Consider the following 19,596-nt stretch of genomic DNA (forward strand, 5'->3'; position numbering starts at 1 on the left):
GATGCCGCGCCACGCCAGCGCGACGTAAGCGCCAACTACCCACTCGGGGCGAGGCCGGCCGCGTCGCGGAAGACCAGCATGAATCTCAGCTGCACACCTCTGTGACCGAGACGGACGAAACCCATCCCCTTGCGAGAATCACCGAAAACCCGCGCCCTTTGGCGACAAGAGGTCCAATGATAAGCTTGAGAAATATATAGCAAGGGATCGCCGATCACCTCTGAAACAGGAGGCACCATGGCTGCGCAGAACGATTCAACTATCAAAAGAGCTTTTGATCGGCGGTCATTACTCCTGGCGTCGGCCGGGGTGCTCGCCGCGGGCTGCACGGCGGCCGCCCCGCAGCCCGCGCCCAAGGCCGCGAAGGCCCCCGCCCCCTTCGACCCGGGCGACTGGCAGTCCGTCAGGGATCAGTTCCAGCTCACCCGTAACACCGCCCACTTCTCCGCCTTCATGCTCGCCTCGCACCCCGCTCCGGTCCGCGTCGCCATCGAGGAGCTGCGGGCCGGCCTCGACAGCTTCCCCCAGCAGTACGGCATGGGCATGCAGGACTTCGAACGCAGCGACAAGGTACGGCGGGCCCTGGCCGGCTACCTCGGTGGACGCCCCGACGAGATCGCCCTCACCGACAGCGCGACCATGGGCATCGGCCTGGTCTACGGTGGCCTGCGCCTCAAGGAGGGCGACGAGGTCGTCACGACCGACCACGAGTTCTACTCCACCTACGAGGCGCTGCGCCTGCGCACGGCGGCCACGGGCGCCAAGCAGGTGACCGTCCGCGTCTACGAGGACCCGGCCAAGGCGTCGGCCGCCGCGATGGCCGCGGCCGTGACCGACGCGATCACCGATCGCACCCGGGTGCTCGCGATGACGTGGGTCCACTCGAGCACGGGCGTGAAGCTGCCGGTGAAGGCGATCGCCGACGCGGTCGCCCGGATCAACGCGAGCCGCGACCAAGCGGACAGGATCGTGCTGTGCGTCGACGGCGTGCACGGCTTCGCCGCCGAGAACAGCACCATGGCCGACCTCGGCTGCGACCTGTTCATGTCCTCGGGGCACAAGTGGCTGTTCGGCCCGCGCGGCACCGGGTTCGTCTGGGGCAACGCGGCGGGCTGGGGGCGGGTGGACCAGGTCATCCCGAGCTTCTCGATGCCGGCCTTCATGGGCTGGTTCGCCGCCAAGCCGCCCGCCGGACCGCCCGGCCAGCTCGGCACGCCCGGCGGCTACCACAGCTTCGAGCACCGGTGGGCGCTCGCCGCGGCGGTGGACTTCCACCGGAGCATCGGGCTCGCCCGCGTCGCCGAACGGGTGCGCACGCAGGCCGACCAGCTCAAGGAGGGGCTGGCGGCACTGCGGCACGTGCGGCTGGTCACTCCGAGAGCGGCCGACGTCTCAGCGGGGATCGTGTGCTGCGCCGTCGACGGCATGGAGCCGGAGGCGGTCGTGAAACGCCTGGGCGAGCAGGGGGTCTCCGCGGCGGCCACACCGTACCGCGAGTCGTTCGTGCGGTTCGGTCCGAGCATCGTGACCAGCCCGCAGGAAGTCGACAGGGCCGTGAAGGCGATGGCCGGGCTGGCCTGACAACGCACCGGCCGGGCGCCCTCACGGGCGCCCGGCCGGTGGCGTTCAGGCGTTCAGACGTTGATCGTGCGGTCGGCCCAGGCGGTCCACTGGGCCAGTTCCTTCATCGACGAACGCCGCGCGCCCGGTGTGACGCCGTCCTCCTTGATGCCGCGGGCGTCCAGGCAGGCGCCGCAGCAGCCGACCTCGGCAGTGCGCGCCACCAGGCTCTTGATCATGTTGCCCATGTTGTAGTAGCCGTCGGGCGTCTTCTGTCCCGCCACGGCCGACGACACCGAGTCGCCGAAGAGGAACACCTTGACCTCGTTGCCGTCCTCCTCCAGCATCTGGCGGGCCCATCTGATGCCGTTGTAGGTCCGTTCGCTGCCGTACGGCGCGTCGTGCATGACGAAGAGGAACTTCATCGTGGACTCCCTTCAAGGAGCGATCGGTGGGGACGCGACCTACGGTCGCTCGTGCGCCCAGAGGCCGCGCCCATGCGGCTCCGGAAGACCTTCGAGATCCTGTCGACGCCGATGACGAGGACCACGACGGAGGCGACCAGGGTGGCGAGCTCCTGGTAGCGGAACAGGTGCAGGGCGATGCCGAGGGCCTGGCCTATGCCGCCGGCCCCGACGAAGCCGATGACCACGGAGCTGCGGATGTTGCACTCCCACTGGTAGAGCACCTGGGAGGCGAGGTTGGCCCGCGCCTGCGGCAGGATGCCGAGCAGCGCCGTGCTGGTCCTGCTGCCGCCGGTGATCCGCATGGCCTCCACGGGGCCGCGGTCCACCGCCTCCAGTTGCTCGGAGCACAGCTTCGCCAGCACGCCCGCCGAGTGCAGCGCGATCGCGTACACCCCCGCCGCCGGTCCGAGGCCGACGGTGGCGACGAACAGCAGCGCCCAGAGCAGTTCGTGCACGCTCCGCAGCAGCGTGGCGACGGTCCTGGCCGCCATCGCGACTCCGGCGGGGGCCTGGACGTTCCCCGCCATGAGGAGCGCCAGCGGCAGGCCGATCAGCACGCCGAGCACCAGGGCCGCGACCGACATCTGCAGCGTCTCGACGGTGGCGGCCAGCACCCTGGACAGCAGGTCGCCGTCGAGGTCGGGCGGGAAGAGCCCGGAGAGCAGTTGGAGCGCGCCCTCCCTCCCCTGGATCAGCGAGGCAGGCCCGACGTCCGTTCCCGCGAACGACCAGCCCACGAGCAAGGCCACGACGGCGAGGACGGCCAGGCGTCCCCAGCCGCGTCGCGGGTTCAGATCGTCCATCGCCCGGTCACCATGTCCTCTCGTCCTGCCGTTCCGTAGATACGCTCGACCTCCTCGGTGGCGGGCGGCGGCCCGTCGTAGACGATCCGCCCGTCGCGCAGGGCCACGACCCGGTCGCAGCGTCCGGCGACGTTGAGGTCGTGGGTGGTGGCCACGACCGTCGAGCCGCTGGCGCGCAGATGCCGCAGGGCGACGGCCGCGCGGACGGGGTCGAGCCCGGAGGTGCACTCGTCGGCCAGGATCAGGCGCGGCTCGCCGAACAGGGCGCGCGCGAGGGCGACCCGCTGGCGCTCGCCGCCCGACAGGTGCTCGACCCGTTGCGGCAGCAGCGGGGTGATGTCGTGCAGGGCGGCCAGGTCGAGGAGCCTCGGCACGAACCTGCGCGGGACCCGGCCGCAGGCGATCGTCACCCAGTCGGCTGGGCTCCAGCGGTGCGCGATCCCGGCCAGGATGTTGGCTCTGGCGCTCAGTCCCGGCACCAGGTCGTCGCGCTGCCGTACGCAGCCGATCGTCCGGCGCAGCCGGGTGATCTCGCGGCGCGGTCCGAAGGGGTCGGCCTCGTCGACGCTGACCCGGCCGCTGGTGGGAGCCACCGCGCCGACGATGGTTCTGAGCAGGGTGGTCTTACCCGCGCCCGACGGTCCGAGCAGGGCCAGGCGTTCGCCCGCCTCGACCTTCAGTGTGACGTCCGCCAGGACGGTGCGACCGCCCAGGATGACGCTCACGTCCGAGACGACGATCTCCGCGGCGCTGTGCAGCATCACTGTCCCTTGAGGGCGGTCAGCAGCCCCAGGCGCGACGCCTGTTGCCTGACCTCCTGGTAGTCGGCGTCGGAGACGGCCACGTAGCGCTTGGCACGCATGAGGTCGAGCAGCTTCGGGTCCTTGATCGCCAGGAAGGCGTCGGTCACGGCCTGCCGTACCGGCTGGGCCAGCCTGTCGCTCGCGACCCAGGGGTAGCCCATGACCTGTCGTGTCTCGACCACGCGGAGCGCTCCCTGCGGTACGCTCCCCTGCTTCTCCAGGCGGTGCAGGATCCTCAGTTCGAGGCCGGCGGCGTCGACCGTCCCTGACAGCACCGCCTGGGCGGCCGCGTCGTGGCCGCCGGTGAAGGCGACCGAGGCGAGCGGCGGGCAGCGGGTCAGGTCGCCGGTGTCGCAGCGGGCTCCGGCGTCGGTGATCATCACCCGGGGATAGAGACTGCCCGAGGTGGAGCTGACGTCGCCGAAGGCGAACCGGCCGCCCGCGCCGACCACGTCCTTCGTGCTCTTGTACGGTGAGGCGTCCTTGACCACGATCGCCGACAGGTACTCGGGGGTGCCGGTCTCGCGGTCGACCTCGGTGACAAGGGGGACGAGCTTGGTCTGGGACTCGGCCTGGACCATCGTCAGCCCGCCGAGGTAGGCGACGTCGAGCTTGCCCGCCACGAGCGCGGCGACGACGCCCGCGTAGTTGGTGGCGACGAAGAGCTCGACGTCCGTCTTGAGGCGGTCGGCCAGGTAGGCGCGGAAGGGTTCGTACTGCGCCCGCTGATTGTCCGGGGAGATGTTGGGGATGACGCCGACGCGCAGCGGCGAGGGCAGCCCGCCGCCGCTGTTCTGCGAGCCGCCGCAACCTGCGAGGCCCAGCACGACGGAGAGCAGCACGACGGAGAGCAGCACGGGGAGGGTCGCGGATGGTCGCCTCATGCTCGCCCGGCTCCCGCGTCGAGGAACGGGTGGGGAACGACGGGGGCCGTCTCGACGCCGAGCGCGCAGGCGCCGAGCAGTTCGCGGCCCGTCCTGTTGTTGATCGGCATGACCAGCCCCGCCTGGACGTCGCGCCACATGCGCTCGAAGGGCAGGCGCCTGCTGATCGCGCCGCCGCCCACGACGTCGACCAGGCGGGTCATGACGGCGGCGGCGTTGTTCGTGCAGACGTTCTTGACCAGGGCACAGCGGGCGAAGCCCTCCTGGACACCGAACTGTGTCACCAGATTTCCAGACATGACCTCTGCGGCGTGCCGGGCGAGCACGCTGCGGTTGACCTCGATCGCGGTCTCGGCATCGGCGATGGCGTCCTGGATGCGCGGATCGTGCTGCTGGTCACGCTGTTTGACCTGCTCGACGCTCCAGGCGAGGGCTCCGGCGGCAATGCCGGTGTAGACCGCACCGAAGCTGGGAGCGGTCCAGCAGATGATCGTCTCCAGCACCTGCGCGTCGAGGTGGCCGATCGGGATGGACTGGACGACCGCCTGGTCGGGAACGAAGTGCCCGGCGAAGACGATGTCGTTGCTCTGGGTGGCGCGCATGCCGAGGGTGTCCCAGGTCTGCTCGATGGTGATCCCGTCGCCTGAGGGGTCGACGAGCAGGATCAGCAGCCGGGGTCCGAGGTCGGGGTCCTCGAAGCGGGCGGTGCTCGCCCACATGGTCGCGGCGGCGCTGTTGGTGCCGAAGTTCTTGCGGCCGTCGAGCACGTACCCGCCGGGCACCCGGGTCGCCGTGGTCTTGGCGTCGGTGAACAGGTTGGGCGTGCCGACCTCGCTGGCGATCGCGGCGAGGACGAGGCGGCCCATGCCGGCCAGGCGCAACGCCTGTTCCAGCGGCGGGGCGCCGGTGCGACGCCAGGTGAGGGCCCACGAGCCGAGCGGCGCCGCGTGCATGGCGTAGGACAGCGCGGTGGCCCCGTCGGCCGCGGCGAGGTGCTCCAGGACCAGCAGCAGCTCCTGCTGGTCGGCGCCGAGCCCGCCCAGTTCCTCCGGCACTGTCAGACGCAGGAGCCCGGCTTCCCGCAGGTCCGCGTAGCCGTCGTGGGGAAAGGTGTTGTCCCTGTCGTGTCCGGCGGCCCGTTCGGCCAGGGCCGGAGCGACCTTCTCGGCGAGCGCCAGCATCGAGCGCTGGCGGTCGGTCAGGCAATGGCGCACGTCGTCCTCCTCGGTGATGGCTGGTGGATCGGTCAGGTGGTCAGTACGCGGGATCGGCTTCTCAGCAGCAGCCCGCTCGCCGCCGCGAGCACGGCGACGCCCGCCAGCAGGGTCAGGGCGAGCATGGAGCCCGCCCGCAGCGCGCCTCCCGCGACGGCGACCCCGAGCAGGGCCGCGACCTGGCGTCCTGTGTTGAGCACGCCGGAGGCGACCGGCACCAGGTCTGGGGGGAGCGTGCTGACGGCTTCCGCGCTCGCGGGGGCCATGACCAGGCCCACGCCGCAGCCGACGACGGCCAGGGGGATCGCCAGCACCAGGAGCGGAGCGGGTCGCACGGCCAGGGCGGCGAAGCCCGCCACGCCCGCCGCCATGGCGAGCATCCCGGAGGTGAGGACGGTCCTGCCGCCCGTCCGGTCGGTGATCGCCCCCGCGAGCGGCGACAGGATGCCCGCGGCGATCGCCATGGGGAGGAAGGCCAGGGCGGTGTCCAGTGCGCTGCCACCGAGCACGTTCCTGACGTGCAGGCTGATGACGAGCATCAGGCCGGACAGGACGAGGAACTGGGCGCAGCCCAGCCAGCCCGCCAGGACGAAGGCGCGATCGCGGAACAGGCGTGGCGGTGTCAGCGGGTGCGTGTGGCGGCGCTCCCACCACGCGAACAGCACGAGCGTGAGGATGCCGCCCACGGCGAAGGCCGCCGGATTGCCTGCCGTACCGATCAGGGCGTAGGTGAGGGCGGCCAGGGCTCCGATGACCAGGGCCACGCCCACGAGGTCGAGGGCCGAGCTCCGGTACGGCGGAGCCACCGGGACGAGGGCACGCACCAGGAGGATCGCCACGGCACAGATCGGCACGTTGGCCAGGAAGGCCCAGCGCCATCCCCACGTGCTGACGATGAGGCCGCCGCCGAGCGGTCCCACGACGGCCGCGAGCGCCATGGTGGTGCTGACGACGCCCAGCGCCATGCCCCTGCGGTCGCGGGGGAAGGCGTTGGCGATGATCGTCAGGCTCTGCGGGACGATCATCGCGCCGCCGGCGCCCTGCGCCAGCCTGGCGGCGATCACCTGCCACGGTTCTGCGGCCAGGCCGCAGGCGAGCGAGGCGAGGCCGAAGAGGGCGAGGCCGGCGAGGAGGAGCGCGCGCGGCCCGTAGCGTCCGCCGAGCCGACCGGCGGTGACAAGCAGAGAGGCGTAGACGAGGACGAATCCGTTGACCGCCCACAGGGCCTGTTCGAGGCTGCCTCCGGCCATGGCCACGAGGTCGGGCACCATCACCTGGACGATGGTGCTGTCGACCATGACGACGAAGACCGCCAGGCAGAGAACGGCGAGAGGACCGCGCATCTGGAGGGAATTCTGCGGAAATTCGGGCGCGGTCATGCGAAACTCCCAGCGTAAATATTGATTCCTAAACAATCACCAGAAGCGCATTTACTTGAGAAATATGTAGTCATATTCTCCGGAGATAGTCGGCCTGTCAACCCCCGGCTGACAATCCCCCGTCCGTGACAGAAACCTCCGCTAGGTGACGGCCGGATCTGCCAGCAGCAGCCCGTGCATCACGTACGGCGCGGCCTCGATCTGGAAGTCCATCGACGGATACCAGCGCCTGACGGCGCCCTCCAGCGACAGCAGGCTGAGCAGCGGAAACACGAACTCGGGCTCGGCGAACAGCCGGTTCCTGCGCTGCAGGTCGAAGAGCTCGACGGCGAAGGCGGCGAGCTCGAAGTCGCCCGCCACGGCGCCCGCGCTGCGCTCCACCAGAGCCGCCGCCTCCTTGCGGAACGACTCCAGATCGGCGTCGGGCTCCATCCGCCTGACGGTCGACAACAGAATATTCGCGCAGAATTCGCCGTCACCGCGAATCATCCCGGAGAAGAACTGCGTGAAGCGCTCTCTCGCCGTTTCGCCGAGCTGGAACATGAATCCCGCGTCGAGCACGACCACCGATCCGTCCCGGCGGAAATAGACGTTTCCCTGATGCAGGTCGACGTGAATGAAGCCGGTCACGAAAAGCAGCCGGTAGACCGCGCCCACGAGACGGACCACGCACGCCTGCCGCGCGCCGTCCGTCAGCTCGCCTGCCGTTCGCCGGTCGAGCCCGTCCACGAACTCCATGGTGATGACGCCGCCCGCCGACAGCTCCTCCACCGCCGAGGGCACGACGACCCCCGCCACGTCCGCGAGGTCGTCGCGCAGCCGCCCGAGGTGGCGCAGTTCCTTGGCGAAGTCGAGCTGGCCCATCAGGGAGGCGCCGAGCTGTTCGGCGATCTCCGCCATCGGCACCCGTCTCAACCAGGGAAGACGTGAGAGCGCCCTGGCCATGGAGGTGACGATGGCGATGTCCGCCGCGAAGGCGGCGGCGATGCCCGGCCTGCGGACCTTCACGGCGAGGTCCCTCTCCCCCATGCGAGCCTGGTAGACGCAGGCGATCGAGCCGCTCGCGACCGGCGGTGCCGAGACCGCGGCCGCGATGAAGGCGGGCGCCTCGGCGAACGAGGCGGCGACCGTCGCCCTCGCCTGCGCCTCGGTCATCGGCCGCACCTCGTCGTGCAGCCGGCCGAGCGCCTCGGCCAGGGGGACTCCGACCAGGTCGGCCCTGGTCGCCAGGAGCTGGCCCGCCTTGATGAAGGCGCCGCCGAAGCGTTCGAGCAGGCGGGCGACGCCGGCGGCGAGACGGTTACGCGACCGGCGGCCGGCCAGGGCTGCGGCCAGCAGCGACGGGGCCGCGAGCGCGCTCAGCGCGATGAGCTGCACCATGCGGACACAGACCCGTAGGAACACGGCCACTCCGCTCACTCCCTCCGGTGCACGGGCTCCCGCCCGTACGAGACCCCGTCCAGCGATCTCCCCGCCCGCCGACGCTCAGGAGGCCCCGACGCGCAGGCTTTCCTCCACCAGGTCGCGCAGCAGTTCCGGCGGCGCGTCGAAGGCGTCGCCAGGGAGCGGCACGATGCCGCTGGTCCTGGCGAAATCCGTCCGATGGCCGCTCTGCAACCGTTCGACCCTGACCCTGCGCGGCAGCCTGTCCTCCGAAGCCGCGCCGAGTTCGAGGGCGTCCCAGCGCCTGAGCACCTGCCCTTTCTGGCTCACCAGCCTGGTCACCACGAGGCCGTGACGAGGCGTGAGCAGTTCGGTCACGTGCACGCCCGCCAAAGCCCCCGCCCCTTCGAAGCAGCGGCGCTCGGCGCGGGTGCGCCCGTCGATCGGAGGGCACGCGTCGGCCTCGGCCCGCCGCAGCGCGGGGTGGGGCCAGGCCATGAGGTCGAGGTAGCCGATGTCCGTGAGCGGCAGGCAGTCGAACATCAGCCGGTCCATGACCTGGATCGGGCGCTTCATCGTCGGCAGATAGGTGTGGATCCCGCACGCCGCCGAGTCGAGGCGCTCCTCGATCCACACGTACGTGCCGAAGAGCACGTCCGGCTTCATGACGAAGATCGAGGTTGTGGCGCTCCATCCCCGGTCCTGGAACCGGCGGGCGAAGAGGTAGCGCATCGGGTTCTGGCCGATCGCGGCCTCCACGCTGAAGGCGTAGGAGCCGAGCCGGCCCGCTCGGTAGTTCGCGCGGGCCGGCTCTTCAACGCGCACGTCACTCATCGTCTCGGTGCTTACGCCAGGATTCTGGCGAGCTCGGCGGGCACCACCGCGCTGGCGATGGGAACGTGGTGCAGGAGGTTCCCGATCTCGATGTCAGCGGCGAGCAACTCGCCGAGCTGACGGCCTTCGCTGTCGTACAGGGCGTACGACCGCGACGTACGCGACACGTCGCCGATGGGGGGAACCATCGCGACCCGCGACTCCAGACGGACCACCTGGTCGCCGGTGTCGACGGTCGTGCCGAGCTGCTCCACCTCGAACCGAGGATAGATCATGGTGATACAGTCCTTGATGGGCATCGTGGTCCCATCACCCGTGTCCGGAGCGGGCTTGACCCGCGCGCCCTCCGACTTGCTGGGCGTGTTCGAGACCTTGACCTGGCCGAAGAGTTCGCTGTGCCCCGTGACCTGCAGCGACAGGAACTGCGCCGTGATCGTGGAGCTCGACCAGTCCATCTCGGTCGCGGAGTGCGGGTCGTGGCGACGGTAGATCGCCATGCCGTGGAGGTCGACGATGTCCTCACCGAGGCCGTCGATGCGCACGTGGATGCGCTCGCGGACGATGAAGGTCTCGAGGGCCGAGGGCGTCAGCGTATAGGGGCGGATCGGGTAGAGATTCCCCGGTCCTCCCCAGGCCGACGCGTGGCCCTTCACGACCTCCGCGGACGAGAGGGTCGCGGCGTCGAAGTCGGTCGCGATCCCCCTGTCGTGGAGTTTCTGAAGGAATCCGTAAGGTTCGCTCACAGTTCAAACCTTTCGAGTGAGAGCGATTCGTGCGGTCTGCCGTAGCGGCACCCGTCAGGTGTCGAGTGACGCCATGAGCACATCGAGCGACTCGATGACGTGCGCGAAGTCCACCGTGCGCTCGCGAAGCCTCGTCGTGTCCACGGTGTGGTCGCCGAGTTCGATCGCCAGCACCTCGATCAGGCGATCGAGGTTGTTGTACGCCACGCTCACCGGGAAGTGAGCGAGCGGAATCTCGTGGGCCGGGTCGGCCGGGGGGCCTCCGGCCTCCAGCCGGCCGGTCGAGCCACTGGAGGCGCGCCACGCCTGCTCCACCGTGAGGTCGTAGGCGTGGAAGGTGCCCAGGTAGTGGGGCTTCCACCGGCGGCGGAGCTCGTTGGCGCTGATCCTCCTTTCGAGGTAGTCGACGGCGGCGGGGATGAACTGCTCTCGGTACTCCTTGAGCAGGAGGCCGACATCGGGTGATGTCGTCAGAGCGCGATCTGCGACGGTCATGTTTCTCTCCCAACCTGGGCAGCGGATCAGGACACCATCCAGCGTCGATGTTCACAGTTGAGCGCTTTAAATTCATATAGTCAAGACAAACGGCTTGTTCTGCGTTCGCGTGAATCAAAGAGCTTTTGAATAGCCAGTTCATCGCCTAATGGGGAAATCGACGCTTGACCGACGGCTATCAATATCCCTAGCGTCATGCGTGGAGGCGTTGGGTGCCTGGTGGCCCTCCCGGTCTACAAAACCGATGGGGCGGCGTTCACGCCGCCGGCGGGTTCGATTCCCGTTCGCCTCCGCTCAGCTCAGCGATGGGAAGCACGCATGCACGTCGTCGCGACCGCAGGCCACGTTGACCACGGCAAGTCGACCCTGGTGAGGGTCCTGACCGGCATGGAACCCGACCGATGGGCCGAGGAGCGCCGCCGGGGGCTGACCATCGATCTCGGCTTCGCCTGGCGGACCCTTCCGTCGGGCCGCTCGCTCGCCCTGGTGGACGTCCCCGGTCACGAGCGCTTCGTCGGCAACATGCTGGCCGGGATCGGCCCGGTCCCTGCGGTGATGATGGTCGTCGCCGCCGACGAGGGCTGGATGCCCCAGTCGGCCGAGCACCTGGCCGTGATCGACGCGCTCGGGGTGGAGCACGGCCTGCTGGTCGTCACACGTGCCGACCGCGCCGACCCCGAACTGGCCGAGGAGGAGGCCCGCCTCGAACTCGACGGGACGAGCCTGCAGCACGCCGAGGCGGTCGCCGTCAGCAGCGTGACCGGTCAGGGCATCGACGCCCTCGTGGCCGCGCTCGACCGGCTGTCCGCCGCCCTGCCCGTTCCCTCGCCCGAGGCGCCGGTGCGGCTGTGGATCGACCGCGCCTTCACCGTCAAGGGACTCGGCACCGTCGTCACCGGCACGCTTCCGCAGGGGACGCTCTCCGTCGGCGACGAGCTGCTGCTCGGCGGTACGGGCAGGCGGGTGCGCGTGCGCGGCTTGCAGTCACTGAAGCGCCAGGTCGACTCCGTCACCGGCGTCGCGCGCGTGGCGCTCAACCTCAAAGGCGTGGAGCTCTCCGACGTCTCCAGGGGCGTGGCCCTCGTGACACCTGAGCGGTGGACGGCGACGCAGGTCGTCGACATCAGGCTCAGGCCCTCGAACGGGACCATCGGCCGCGAGTGTGTGCTGCACATCGGCTCGGCCTCGATCGTCGGCCGGCTGCGGCGGCTGGGCGAGGACATCGCGAGGCTGACGCTGACCCGCCCGGTCCCGCTGCACGTGGGCGACCGGGCGATCCTGCGGGATCCGGGGTCGCGGGCCGTCGCCGGCGTCACCGTCCTGGACGTACGTCCTCCCTCCCTGGTCAAGCGCGGCTCCGCCGCTCGCGCCGCCCGTGAGCTGAGCTCGTGGCCTGCCGTGCCGACGAGTGAGAACCTCGTGCGCCGCCACCGCTTCCTGCGTGAGGCAGAGCTCGCTCTCATGGGACGGTCCGCCGAGAGCGACCTGGTCGCGGGGACCTGGCTCGTCGACCCTGCGCACTGGGCCGCGCTGGGCGACCAGCTCGAGCAGCTCGCCAGGAGCGGGGCCGAGCGCGATCCGCTGCGGCCCGGCATGTCCGTGGAGGTCGCCAGGCAGGCGCTCGGCCTGCCCGACAAGCGGCTGGTGGAAGCGCTCGTCCGCGCGCCACTGCGGGTCGACGCGGGCCGGGTGCTCGTCGAGGACGCCGCTCCCCTGCTGCCCGCCGGCGTGCTCGCCGCCGTCGACCGGCTGCGGGCCGAGCTCGCCACGCACCCCTTCCGCGCGCCCGAGGGCGCCCGGCTGGTCGAGCTCGGGTTGACCGGCAAGGCGGTGGCCGCCGGGGTCAGGGCGGGCGTGCTCATCCGCCTCGCCGAAGGCGTGGTGCTGCCGCGCGAAACGGAGCGAAAGGCGGTCGAGATCCTCGCGGGGCTGCGCCAGCCCTTCACCGCCAGCGAGGCGAGGAGCGCACTCGACACCTCGCGCCGCGTCGTCATCCCGCTGCTGGAGCACCTCGACGAGCTGGGGCACACGGAGCGGGTGGACGCCGCCACCCGCCGTGTCACCGGGCGCTCGTGATCTCCTGAAGGCTCCGCAGGACCAGGTCGTCCTGCTCGGGCGGCACAGTCCGCAGGTCGACGAGCACCCGTCCGCGTTCCGCTCTGACGATGACCGGCGGGTCGGCGGCGCGCAGCCCGCTGACCACGGCCGTCTCGGTCAGCCCGAGGGGCGTGATCTCCACCACGACCGACGGCAGCCGCTCGGTCGGCAGGCTGCCGCCGCCGACGACGCCCGTCCCCTCGCGTACCTTCGCCCGCTCCCCCAGCCCCGTGGCCAGCCGCTCCGCCCTGCGGCGGAGCTCGTCGAGCGGTACGGCGAGCATGCGCAGCACCGGCAGGTCGTCGGGACGGCCCGACAGGTGCGTCAGCAGCGTCGCCTCGAGCGCGGCGAGCGTCAGCTTGTCGATCCGTACGGCACGCGCGATCGGATGCCGGGTGAGCCTCGCCACAAGCTCGCCCCGTCCGACGACGAGCCCCGCCTGAGGCCCGCCGAAGAGCTTGTCGCCGGAGAAGACGGCCAGGTCCACCCCGGCCGAGAGGCTCTCGTCGAGCGCCGGCTCGTCGCCGAGACGGCCGCGCAGCAGCCCCGATCCGAGGTCGTGGACGAGCGGCAGCCTGTGGGCCCCGGCCAGCTCGACGAGGTCGGCGAGGGCGGGCTGGGCGGTGAAGCCCTCAATCCGGTAGTTGCTCGGGTGCACGACCAGGATGAGCGCCGTTCGCTTCCCGATCGCCGAGGCGTAGTCGGCCAGGTGGGTCCTGTTGGTGGCGCCCACCTCGACCAGGTTCGCGCCCGCGGCTTCGAGGATGGAGGGGATGCGGAACTCGCCGCCGATCTCGACCAGTTCACCGCGCGACACGATCACCTCGCGGTCGCGGGCGAACGCGCCCAGGATGAGCATGAGGGCGGCCGCGGCGTTGTTGACCGCGAGCGCGGCCTCCGCGCCGGTGAGCTCCCTCAGGAGGGCGCTCACCGTGCTCCCGCGTTTGCCGCGCTCACCGGTCGCGAGGTCGAACTCGACGGTGGAGTACCCTGCGGCGGCCTTGACCGCCTCGAGTGCCTGGGCGGAGAGTGGGGCTCGGCCGAGGTTGGTGTGCAGGACGACGCCGGTGGCGTTGACGACGGCACGGACGCGGCCGCTCGTGAGGCGGTCGAGCGCGTCCGACACCGCGCCGGCGAGCGCATCCAGCGGCGGGGGCGGCCCTCCTCCGGCGAGCGAGGCGCGAGCTTCGTCGAGCGCCCGGCGGGCCATCGTGGTCAGCAGCGGACGCCCCCAGACGCCGAGCCGCTCGATGAGTCGGGGATGGGCCAGGAGGCTGTTCACCTTGGGGAGCGCCCTCCGTGGATCACCCGCGCGATCCGGCTCGCCGCCCGTTCGCCGGGAGCCCCGCTCGGCCTGCCCGGTGCGGCCGGCCTGGTGTGTGGGGTCCATGCCTCACACCCCGGCCCGGACGTCGATCGTGCCGGGTTCGCCCTCGACGATCTGGCCGATGACGGCGGCGGCGACCCCGCGGTCCTGGAGCTTGGCCACGACGTCGTCGGTCTCGTCGCGGACCGCCAGGAGCAGTCCGCCCGAGGTCTGCGCGTCGTGCAGGAGCACCGCCACCTCCTCGTCAACCGCCACGCTCATCGTGACCCAGGGCTGGAGGAAGTCGATGTTGGCCCGCGTCCCCCCAGGCACGTGGCCCGTCGCGGCGAGTTCGCGCGCCTCGGGAAGCAGGGGCACCCGGTCGGCGTCGATCTCCGCCGCCACGCCGCTGGCCCGTGCCATCCGGCGCAGATGGCCGAGGAGTCCGAAGCCGGTCACGTCGGTGGCCGCGCGCACGCCCATCGAGACGGCCACCTCGGCGGCCACGTCGTTGAGCGTCACCATGCAGGCGACCGCCTCGTCCACGGCGGCCTGGTCGGCGGCGCCCCGCTTGAGCGCGGTGACGACGACGCCCGTGCCGACGGGTTTGGTCAGGACGAGCTCGTCGCCCGGCCTGGCGCGGTCGATGGTCAGCAGCCTCGCCGGGTCGGCCATGCCGAGGACGGCCATGCCGTACTTGGGCACGGGGTCGCTGATGGTGTGACCGCCCACGACCGCGCATCCGGCAGCCGCGGCGGTCGCCGCGGCGCCGCTCATCACGCCGGCCAGCATGCTGAGCGGCAGGTCGTCGCCCGGCCAGGCGGCCAGGTTGAGCGCGACGATAGGCTTGCCGCCCATCGCGTAGACGTCGGAGAGGGCGTTGGCGGCGGCGATGCGCCCCCAGTCGTAGGGGTCGTCGACGATGGGGGTGAAGAAGTCGGTGGTGAGAATCAGCGCCTGTCCCTGGCCGATCCTGATGACGGCGGCGTCGTCGCCTTCGGCCAGCCCGACGAGGAGGCCCGGCAGGGGGCCGCCGCTCTGGTGGCCGTTGAAGGAGCCCATGAGCTGTTCGAGTGAGGCCTGGGGCAGCTTGCACGCGCACCCGGCCCCCGGCGAGAGGGAGGTCAGCCGGATGCTTGAGGAGGTGGTGTGGCTCATGGCGGCCCTTTCCTGGTGGGCGTCCGAACGCTGGAAGGAGGACGGTCGCCGCGGCGGGCAAGCCGGGCGACCGCGGGGTGGATCTCCTAGTGGCCGGTGGCGCACATGCGATAGCCGTCGTTGATGATCATCTGCGCCATCCCGACGTAGGCGGCGGGATCGTCGGGCACGATGGCTGCCAGGCCGTCGCAGTAGCGGTTGAACATGGCGAAGGCCGCCGCGATGAGCACGGTGTCGTGGATCTCGGTGTCGGTCGCCCCGGCCTGGCGGGCGGCGTCGACCATGGCGTCGGTGACCTCGTGGCCGCCCTTCGTGACCGCTCCGGCGATCACGATGAGCGTCTTGAGCTTGGGCGGGATGGGGGCGCTGTCCAGGTCGTCGAGCACCTTGTCGACGAGCGCGCGCCCGCCGCTGATCTGGGCGGCGCTGATCTCCGCGTGGGCGGAGCTGCAGAAGCGGCAGTCGTTCTGCGCCGAGACGTAGGCCGCGATGAGCTCGCGGTCGCCCCGGCTCATGGAGTGGGGGTTGCGCAGCAGCGTCTCGGCCAGCTCGCCCAGGTGACGGCCGGTCTCGGGCCGGTACTGGAAAAGGCCGGGAGTGCCGGGTGCGAGCTCGGGGGGCATGGCGATGTGAGGCATGTTCACTCCTCGAAGCGGATGTGCACCATCTCCTCAAAGTAGACAACTTTAGAGATATATAGTCAACGCCGGGATAGGCATGGCGAAGCACGCATTGCCTGGCGATTCTTCACCGCAAGGGCATTAATTGCTGAAGAAAAAAGTAGTCCTCAGCGAACAGACGCAGGAGCCGGCATCAGCCCGAGCAGCACACTGGACCTGATCACCGCGTCGGTGTCCCCCGTGAGGGAGAGCCGGCCGGAGGCGAGCGCCTCGAAGGGAGTCAGCCGCTTGGCCCCGATCTCCACGAACGTCTGCGCGTCGGTGCGGGCCACGACCGCGGCGACGCCCGGATACGGCCCCTCCATGGCGATCGGCCGCCTGCCGACGACGTCGATGTGGAAGACGATGTCGTCGACGTGGAACTCGTAAGCCTCGTCGATGTCGGAGGCGAAAGCGGGGTCCATCATCGCCTGCACCGCGAGGAAGCCCCAGTGCGGCCGGACCTCCAGGTTCTCCTCGGGCGAGCCCAGGAAGGCCATCCCCCAGCGGGCCAGCCGCAGGACCGGCTCGCGCAGCTCGCGGCCCAGCTCGGTCAGCTCGTAGCCCTGGTCGCGCGACTCCGGCTTGGCGATGACGCCCAGTTCGGTCAGCGTCTTGAGCCGCTCGGCGAGCAGGTTGGTGCCGATGCCGGGGAGCTCGGCGAGGAACTCGCCGTAGCGCTTCGGGCCGAGCAGCAGCTCTCTGATGATGAGGAGCGTCCAGCGTTCACCGATGACGTCCAACGCCGACGCGAGTCCGCAGTACTGCCCGTAAAGCCGGCGCGCATGGCCCATGGTAGCCTCCTCGCTCCGTGCCGTACTTTAATTATACATAGACCATGAGAATAGCCACTCGGTCCACGAGGAGAGCGCATGGAGCCTGAAAGCGTCCGCCTGCCCGTGATCAATGAGAGCCGGGCGGAAGGTGTGACCGCCACCCTGTACGCCGAGATGCGCGAGCACTTCGGCCTCGGTCTCGTCCCCGACGTGTTCAAGCTGGTGAGCACCCGGCCGGAGTTCCTCCAGGTGTTCTGGGACGGCTACCGCTCGGTCTTCGGCGCCGGGCTGCTGGAGCGCGACATCAAGGAGCTCATCGCGGCCTTCGTCGCGCGCGAGGTCTCGTGCGCGTACTGCGTGGACGCGCACGTGCTGTTCCTGCGGCTGGTCGGAGCGGACGAGCGGATGGAGGCCAGCCTCCGGCACGCGGAGATCGACGACATGCCGTTGCCCGAAGCCACCAGGATCCTGCTCAGGCTGGCGGCCCAGGTCACCCACCAGGCGTACCGGATCACCGACGACGACTTCGCCGACGCGCGCGCGGCCGGATGGAGCGACGGCCAGCTCCTGGAGGCGGTGTGGACCGCCTGCCAGTTCAACTGGGTGACCAGGATGGCGAGCGCGCTCGGGCTGACCACCCTGGGACAGCTCGCGGAGCTCGGCGAGACGCCCGTCACCGGCTGACGACCGGAGTTCGCCGGGTGCCCGTCACTAAGTGATGGTCAACTTGAGCGTCACCCCGTCCTCCGAGGTGACGCTCACCCGCTGTCCCGCGCGGACGGCGTTCTGGATCAGCACGGACGACAGCAGGTCGTCCAGCTCCCGCTGCACCACGCGCCGCAACGGACGCGCCCCCAGACCCGGATCGTGGCACGACGCGAGCAGGCACCGCCTGGCCTGCGGCGTGACGTCGAGGATCGCGCCCGCGCCGCGCAGGAACCGGTCGGCCAGCGCGTTGACCTCCAGATCCAGTACGGCGAGCAGTTCGGCGGCGCCGAGGGCGGAAAACACCACGACCTCGTCGACGCGGTTGAGCAGCTCGGGTCGCAGACTCCGCCTCAGCTCACCGGTGATCGCGGCCCGCCTGTCCTCGTGCCGCTCCGAGGCGAAACCGCGGGGGGCTCCGGCCTCCGCCGTACCGAGGTTGGTGGTCATGATGACAACGGAGCCGGTGAAGCTCGTCGTCCGCCCGTCGCCCGAGCCGATCCTGCCCTCTTCGAGGATCTGGAGGAGGATGTCGAGGACGGCCGGGTGGGCCTTCTCGATCTCGTCGAAGAGCACCACGCCGGACGAGCGCTCCACGGCGCGGGTGAGCAGCCCGCCCGCTTCGAAGCCCTCGTATCCGGGCGGCGCGCCAACGAGGCTGGAGACGGCATGGCTCTCGGCGTATTCGCCCATGTCGATCTGGACGAGCGCGTCCTCACTGCCGGACAGCACCTCCGCGAGCGCCTTGGCCAGCAGCGACTTCCCGACTCCTGAGGGACCGGCGAACAGGAACGAGCCGATCGGCCGGTCGGGGTCGGCGACTCCGGCGCGGGAACGCCGGATGGCCGCGCTGACCGAGGCGATCGCGGCATCCTGGCCGACGACGCGGCGGCGCAGCTCGGTCTCCAGGTCGCGCAGCCTGCGCAGGTCGTCCTCGCCGAGGCGTTCGAGCGGGACACCCGCGGTCGCGGCCACGACCTCGCGCACGAGATCCTCGGTCACCTCCCGCGCGGTCCCTCTGATGCGGGCCAGCGCGCAGGCCTCGTCGACGGCGTCCACGGCCTTGTCGGGCAGCAGGCGGCCGCGCACGTGCCGGTCGGTCAGGCGGGTGGCGGCGACCAGCGCGGCGTCCGTGATCGTCACGCCGTGGTGGCTCTCGTAGCGCGGTCGCAGTCCTTCGAGCATCTCGATCGTGCCCGCGACGGTCGGGGGCTCGATCGCCACCACCTGGAAGCGGCGGCCGAGCGCGGCGTCGCCCGCGATCCGGGAGCGATACTCCTCCGGGGTCGTCGCGCCGATGAGCCTCAGCTCGCCTCGCTCCAGGAGCGGCTTCACCAGGGCGGACGCGTCGAGGCCGCCGCTGCTGTCGCCCGCTCCGACCAGGGCGTGCACCTCGTCCAGGAACAGGACGATCTCACCGTCGTCGCGCGCCTCGTTGAGCACCGTCTTCAACCGTTCCTCGAAGACGCCCCGGCGGCTCGCTCCGGCCAGCAGGGAGCCGAGGTCGAGCGCGTACAGGCGCACCTCACGGAGCCCGTCGGGCACCTGGCCCTCGGCGATCCGGCAGGCCAGCGCCTCCACCAGCGCGGTCTTGCCCACGCCTGGCCCGCCCAGGAGCAGCGGGCTGTTCTTCGTCCTGCGCAGGAGCACCTGGACCAGCCGGTCGAGTTCGGACTCCCGGCCGAGCACCGGGTCGAACTCGCCCGCCCGCGCCGCGTCGGTCAGGTCGCGGCCGAAGCGTCCCAGCAGGACGTCCACGGGGCGCACGGGCCGGTCCGGCCTTCCCCCGGGCCGCGCCGACCGGTCGAGCGCCGCCAGGATCCTGCCTCTGAGCAGGTCCGTCTCGACGCCCAGCCCTTTCAGGGCGAGCGTGCCAGGATCCTCCGCATCGCTCAGCATGCCGAGCAGGATGTGCTCGCCGTCGATCTCGTCCTGCCCCAGCCGGGCGGCTTCCTCGCTGGAGCGGCCGAGAAGGGCGGCGGCGCGGGAACTCAGGTTCATGCTCCCGGCGGAGAAGACCTGGCCGCGGCCCACGACCTTCTCCACCTCGCCGTGGACGGCCTCAAGGTCGATGTCCAGATCGGTGAGCAGGTCTCCGGCGATCCCGCCCGCCTGCACCAGGCCGAGGAGGATGTGCTCCGTCCCGATCGTGTTGTGGTTGAACATCCTGGCCTCTTCCTCGGCCAGGACGAGGACCTGCCTGGCGCGGGCGCCCAGACGCTCCACCATGCTCGCTCCTTGTTCGGACCCCGGCCGCGTCGGCGCCGGGGTCCTGGTCGCCGGGGCCGGCATCGCCGCTCACGCCGGCTCCGCCGTACGACGGGGGGCCG

The 19,596-nt window shown here is 70.8% G+C and carries 18 protein-coding genes and 1 tRNA gene; 4 read left to right on the top strand and 15 right to left on the bottom strand.

Annotated features, from left to right (window positions below; genetic code table 11):
- Positions 1-237: 237 nt before the first annotated feature.
- The gene (locus BMW85_RS30935; RefSeq protein ID WP_091088486.1) at positions 238-1,581 is read left to right on the top strand and encodes an aminotransferase class V-fold PLP-dependent enzyme; all 1,344 of its coding nucleotides are present in this window, start codon (positions 238-240) and stop codon (positions 1,579-1,581) included.
- A 53-nt stretch (positions 1,582-1,634) separates the two neighbouring features.
- On the opposite strand, the gene BMW85_RS30940 is transcribed toward BMW85_RS30935, so the two are convergent.
- The 10 genes from BMW85_RS30940 to BMW85_RS30985 form a co-directional block, all read right to left on the bottom strand.
- Positions 1,635-1,985: a DsrE/DsrF/TusD sulfur relay family protein gene (locus tag BMW85_RS30940; protein WP_091088489.1), complete on the bottom strand. Its 351-nt coding sequence runs from the start codon at positions 1,983-1,985 to the stop codon at positions 1,635-1,637.
- Positions 1,982-2,830, bottom strand: coding sequence for a phosphonate ABC transporter, permease protein PhnE (gene phnE / locus BMW85_RS30945; RefSeq protein WP_091088491.1), 849 nt, complete (start codon positions 2,828-2,830; stop codon positions 1,982-1,984). Before phnE ends, BMW85_RS30940 begins: the two co-directional genes overlap by 4 nt.
- Positions 2,818-3,591: a phosphonate ABC transporter ATP-binding protein gene (locus BMW85_RS30950; protein ID WP_091088492.1), complete on the bottom strand. Its 774-nt coding sequence runs from the start codon at positions 3,589-3,591 to the stop codon at positions 2,818-2,820. Before BMW85_RS30950 ends, phnE begins: the two co-directional genes overlap by 13 nt.
- The gene (locus tag BMW85_RS30955; protein WP_091088495.1) at positions 3,591-4,517 is read right to left on the bottom strand and encodes a phosphate/phosphite/phosphonate ABC transporter substrate-binding protein; all 927 of its coding nucleotides are present in this window, start codon (positions 4,515-4,517) and stop codon (positions 3,591-3,593) included. Before BMW85_RS30955 ends, BMW85_RS30950 begins: the two co-directional genes overlap by 1 nt.
- Complete coding sequence (locus BMW85_RS30960) at positions 4,514-5,731, bottom strand: acyl-CoA dehydrogenase family protein (protein ID WP_091088497.1); 1,218 nt, start codon at positions 5,729-5,731, stop codon at positions 4,514-4,516. The genes BMW85_RS30955 and BMW85_RS30960 overlap by 4 nt, the downstream gene beginning before the upstream one ends.
- Before the next feature lie 32 nt (positions 5,732-5,763).
- Positions 5,764-7,074: an MFS transporter gene (locus BMW85_RS30965; protein WP_177240966.1), complete on the bottom strand. Its 1,311-nt coding sequence runs from the start codon at positions 7,072-7,074 to the stop codon at positions 5,764-5,766.
- A 177-nt stretch (positions 7,075-7,251) separates the two neighbouring features.
- Positions 7,252-8,520, bottom strand: coding sequence for an ABC1 kinase family protein (locus BMW85_RS30970; RefSeq protein WP_143082447.1), 1,269 nt, complete (start codon positions 8,518-8,520; stop codon positions 7,252-7,254).
- Between the two features lie 75 nt (positions 8,521-8,595).
- Complete coding sequence (locus tag BMW85_RS30975; protein ID WP_091088505.1) at positions 8,596-9,318, bottom strand: hypothetical protein; 723 nt, start codon at positions 9,316-9,318, stop codon at positions 8,596-8,598.
- A gap of 20 nt (positions 9,319-9,338) precedes the next feature.
- On the bottom strand, positions 9,339-10,070 hold the full coding sequence (locus BMW85_RS30980; protein ID WP_091088507.1) for a DUF6073 family protein: 732 nt from the start codon (positions 10,068-10,070) through the stop codon (positions 9,339-9,341).
- Positions 10,071-10,124: 54 nt separating this feature from the next.
- Positions 10,125-10,565 (bottom strand): hypothetical protein, encoded by a 441-nt coding sequence (locus BMW85_RS30985; protein ID WP_091088510.1) that lies wholly within the window; start codon positions 10,563-10,565, stop codon positions 10,125-10,127.
- Between the two features lie 201 nt (positions 10,566-10,766).
- Here BMW85_RS30985 and BMW85_RS49825 point away from each other — a divergent pair.
- Both BMW85_RS49825 and selB read left to right on the top strand, forming a co-directional pair.
- Positions 10,767-10,859, top strand: a tRNA-OTHER gene (locus BMW85_RS49825).
- Positions 10,860-10,883: 24 nt separating this feature from the next.
- A complete protein-coding gene (selB, locus tag BMW85_RS30990) occupies positions 10,884-12,641 on the top strand; it encodes a selenocysteine-specific translation elongation factor (RefSeq protein WP_091088512.1) in 1,758 nt (585 codons plus the stop codon).
- Here the strand turns inward: selB and selA are convergent.
- From selA to BMW85_RS31010, 4 genes are all read right to left on the bottom strand, one after another.
- A complete protein-coding gene (selA, locus tag BMW85_RS30995; RefSeq protein WP_091088514.1) occupies positions 12,625-14,052 on the bottom strand; it encodes an L-seryl-tRNA(Sec) selenium transferase in 1,428 nt (475 codons plus the stop codon). The genes selB and selA overlap by 17 nt on opposite strands.
- Positions 14,053-14,055: 3 nt before the next feature.
- A complete protein-coding gene (gene selD, locus BMW85_RS31000; protein ID WP_091088516.1) occupies positions 14,056-15,126 on the bottom strand; it encodes a selenide, water dikinase SelD in 1,071 nt (356 codons plus the stop codon).
- A gap of 86 nt (positions 15,127-15,212) precedes the next feature.
- A complete protein-coding gene (locus BMW85_RS31005; protein WP_091088988.1) occupies positions 15,213-15,764 on the bottom strand; it encodes a carboxymuconolactone decarboxylase family protein in 552 nt (183 codons plus the stop codon).
- A 149-nt stretch (positions 15,765-15,913) separates the two neighbouring features.
- The gene (locus BMW85_RS31010) at positions 15,914-16,579 is read right to left on the bottom strand and encodes a winged helix-turn-helix transcriptional regulator (RefSeq protein ID WP_091088519.1); all 666 of its coding nucleotides are present in this window, start codon (positions 16,577-16,579) and stop codon (positions 15,914-15,916) included.
- A 78-nt stretch (positions 16,580-16,657) separates the two neighbouring features.
- Here BMW85_RS31010 and BMW85_RS31015 point away from each other — a divergent pair, with 78 nt between their 5' ends.
- Entirely contained in the window at positions 16,658-17,245 is a 588-nt protein-coding gene (locus tag BMW85_RS31015; protein ID WP_091088521.1) for a carboxymuconolactone decarboxylase family protein, read from the top strand.
- A 27-nt stretch (positions 17,246-17,272) separates the two neighbouring features.
- Here the strand turns inward: BMW85_RS31015 and BMW85_RS31020 are convergent, their stop codons facing one another.
- Entirely contained in the window at positions 17,273-19,495 is a 2,223-nt protein-coding gene (locus BMW85_RS31020) for an AAA family ATPase (protein WP_091088523.1), read from the bottom strand.
- Positions 19,496-19,596 lie beyond the last annotated feature (101 nt).

This window comes from Nonomuraea wenchangensis (assembly GCF_900111685.1).
GTDB classification, from domain to species: domain Bacteria; phylum Actinomycetota; class Actinomycetes; order Streptosporangiales; family Streptosporangiaceae; genus Nonomuraea; species Nonomuraea wenchangensis.

Coding starts and splice junctions, on each gene's coding strand:
- BMW85_RS30935 (WP_091088486.1), top strand. CDS start 238: ATGGCTGCGCAGAACGATTCAACTATCAAAAGAGCTTTTGATCGGCGG.
- BMW85_RS30940 (WP_091088489.1), bottom strand. CDS start 1,985: ATGAAGTTCCTCTTCGTCATGCACGACGCGCCGTACGGCAGCGAACGG.
- phnE (WP_091088491.1), bottom strand. CDS start 2,830: ATGGACGATCTGAACCCGCGACGCGGCTGGGGACGCCTGGCCGTCCTC.
- BMW85_RS30950 (WP_091088492.1), bottom strand. CDS start 3,591: ATGCTGCACAGCGCCGCGGAGATCGTCGTCTCGGACGTGAGCGTCATC.
- BMW85_RS30955 (WP_091088495.1), bottom strand. CDS start 4,517: ATGAGGCGACCATCCGCGACCCTCCCCGTGCTGCTCTCCGTCGTGCTG.
- BMW85_RS30965 (WP_177240966.1), bottom strand. CDS start 7,074: ATGCGCGGTCCTCTCGCCGTTCTCTGCCTGGCGGTCTTCGTCGTCATG.
- BMW85_RS30985 (WP_091088510.1), bottom strand. CDS start 10,565: ATGACCGTCGCAGATCGCGCTCTGACGACATCACCCGATGTCGGCCTC.
- selB (WP_091088512.1), top strand. CDS start 10,884: ATGCACGTCGTCGCGACCGCAGGCCACGTTGACCACGGCAAGTCGACC.
- selA (WP_091088514.1), bottom strand. CDS start 14,052: ATGGACCCCACACACCAGGCCGGCCGCACCGGGCAGGCCGAGCGGGGC.
- selD (WP_091088516.1), bottom strand. CDS start 15,126: ATGAGCCACACCACCTCCTCAAGCATCCGGCTGACCTCCCTCTCGCCG.
- BMW85_RS31005 (WP_091088988.1), bottom strand. CDS start 15,764: ATGCCTCACATCGCCATGCCCCCCGAGCTCGCACCCGGCACTCCCGGC.
- BMW85_RS31010 (WP_091088519.1), bottom strand. CDS start 16,579: ATGGGCCATGCGCGCCGGCTTTACGGGCAGTACTGCGGACTCGCGTCG.
- BMW85_RS31015 (WP_091088521.1), top strand. CDS start 16,658: ATGGAGCCTGAAAGCGTCCGCCTGCCCGTGATCAATGAGAGCCGGGCG.
- BMW85_RS31020 (WP_091088523.1), bottom strand. CDS start 19,495: ATGGTGGAGCGTCTGGGCGCCCGCGCCAGGCAGGTCCTCGTCCTGGCC.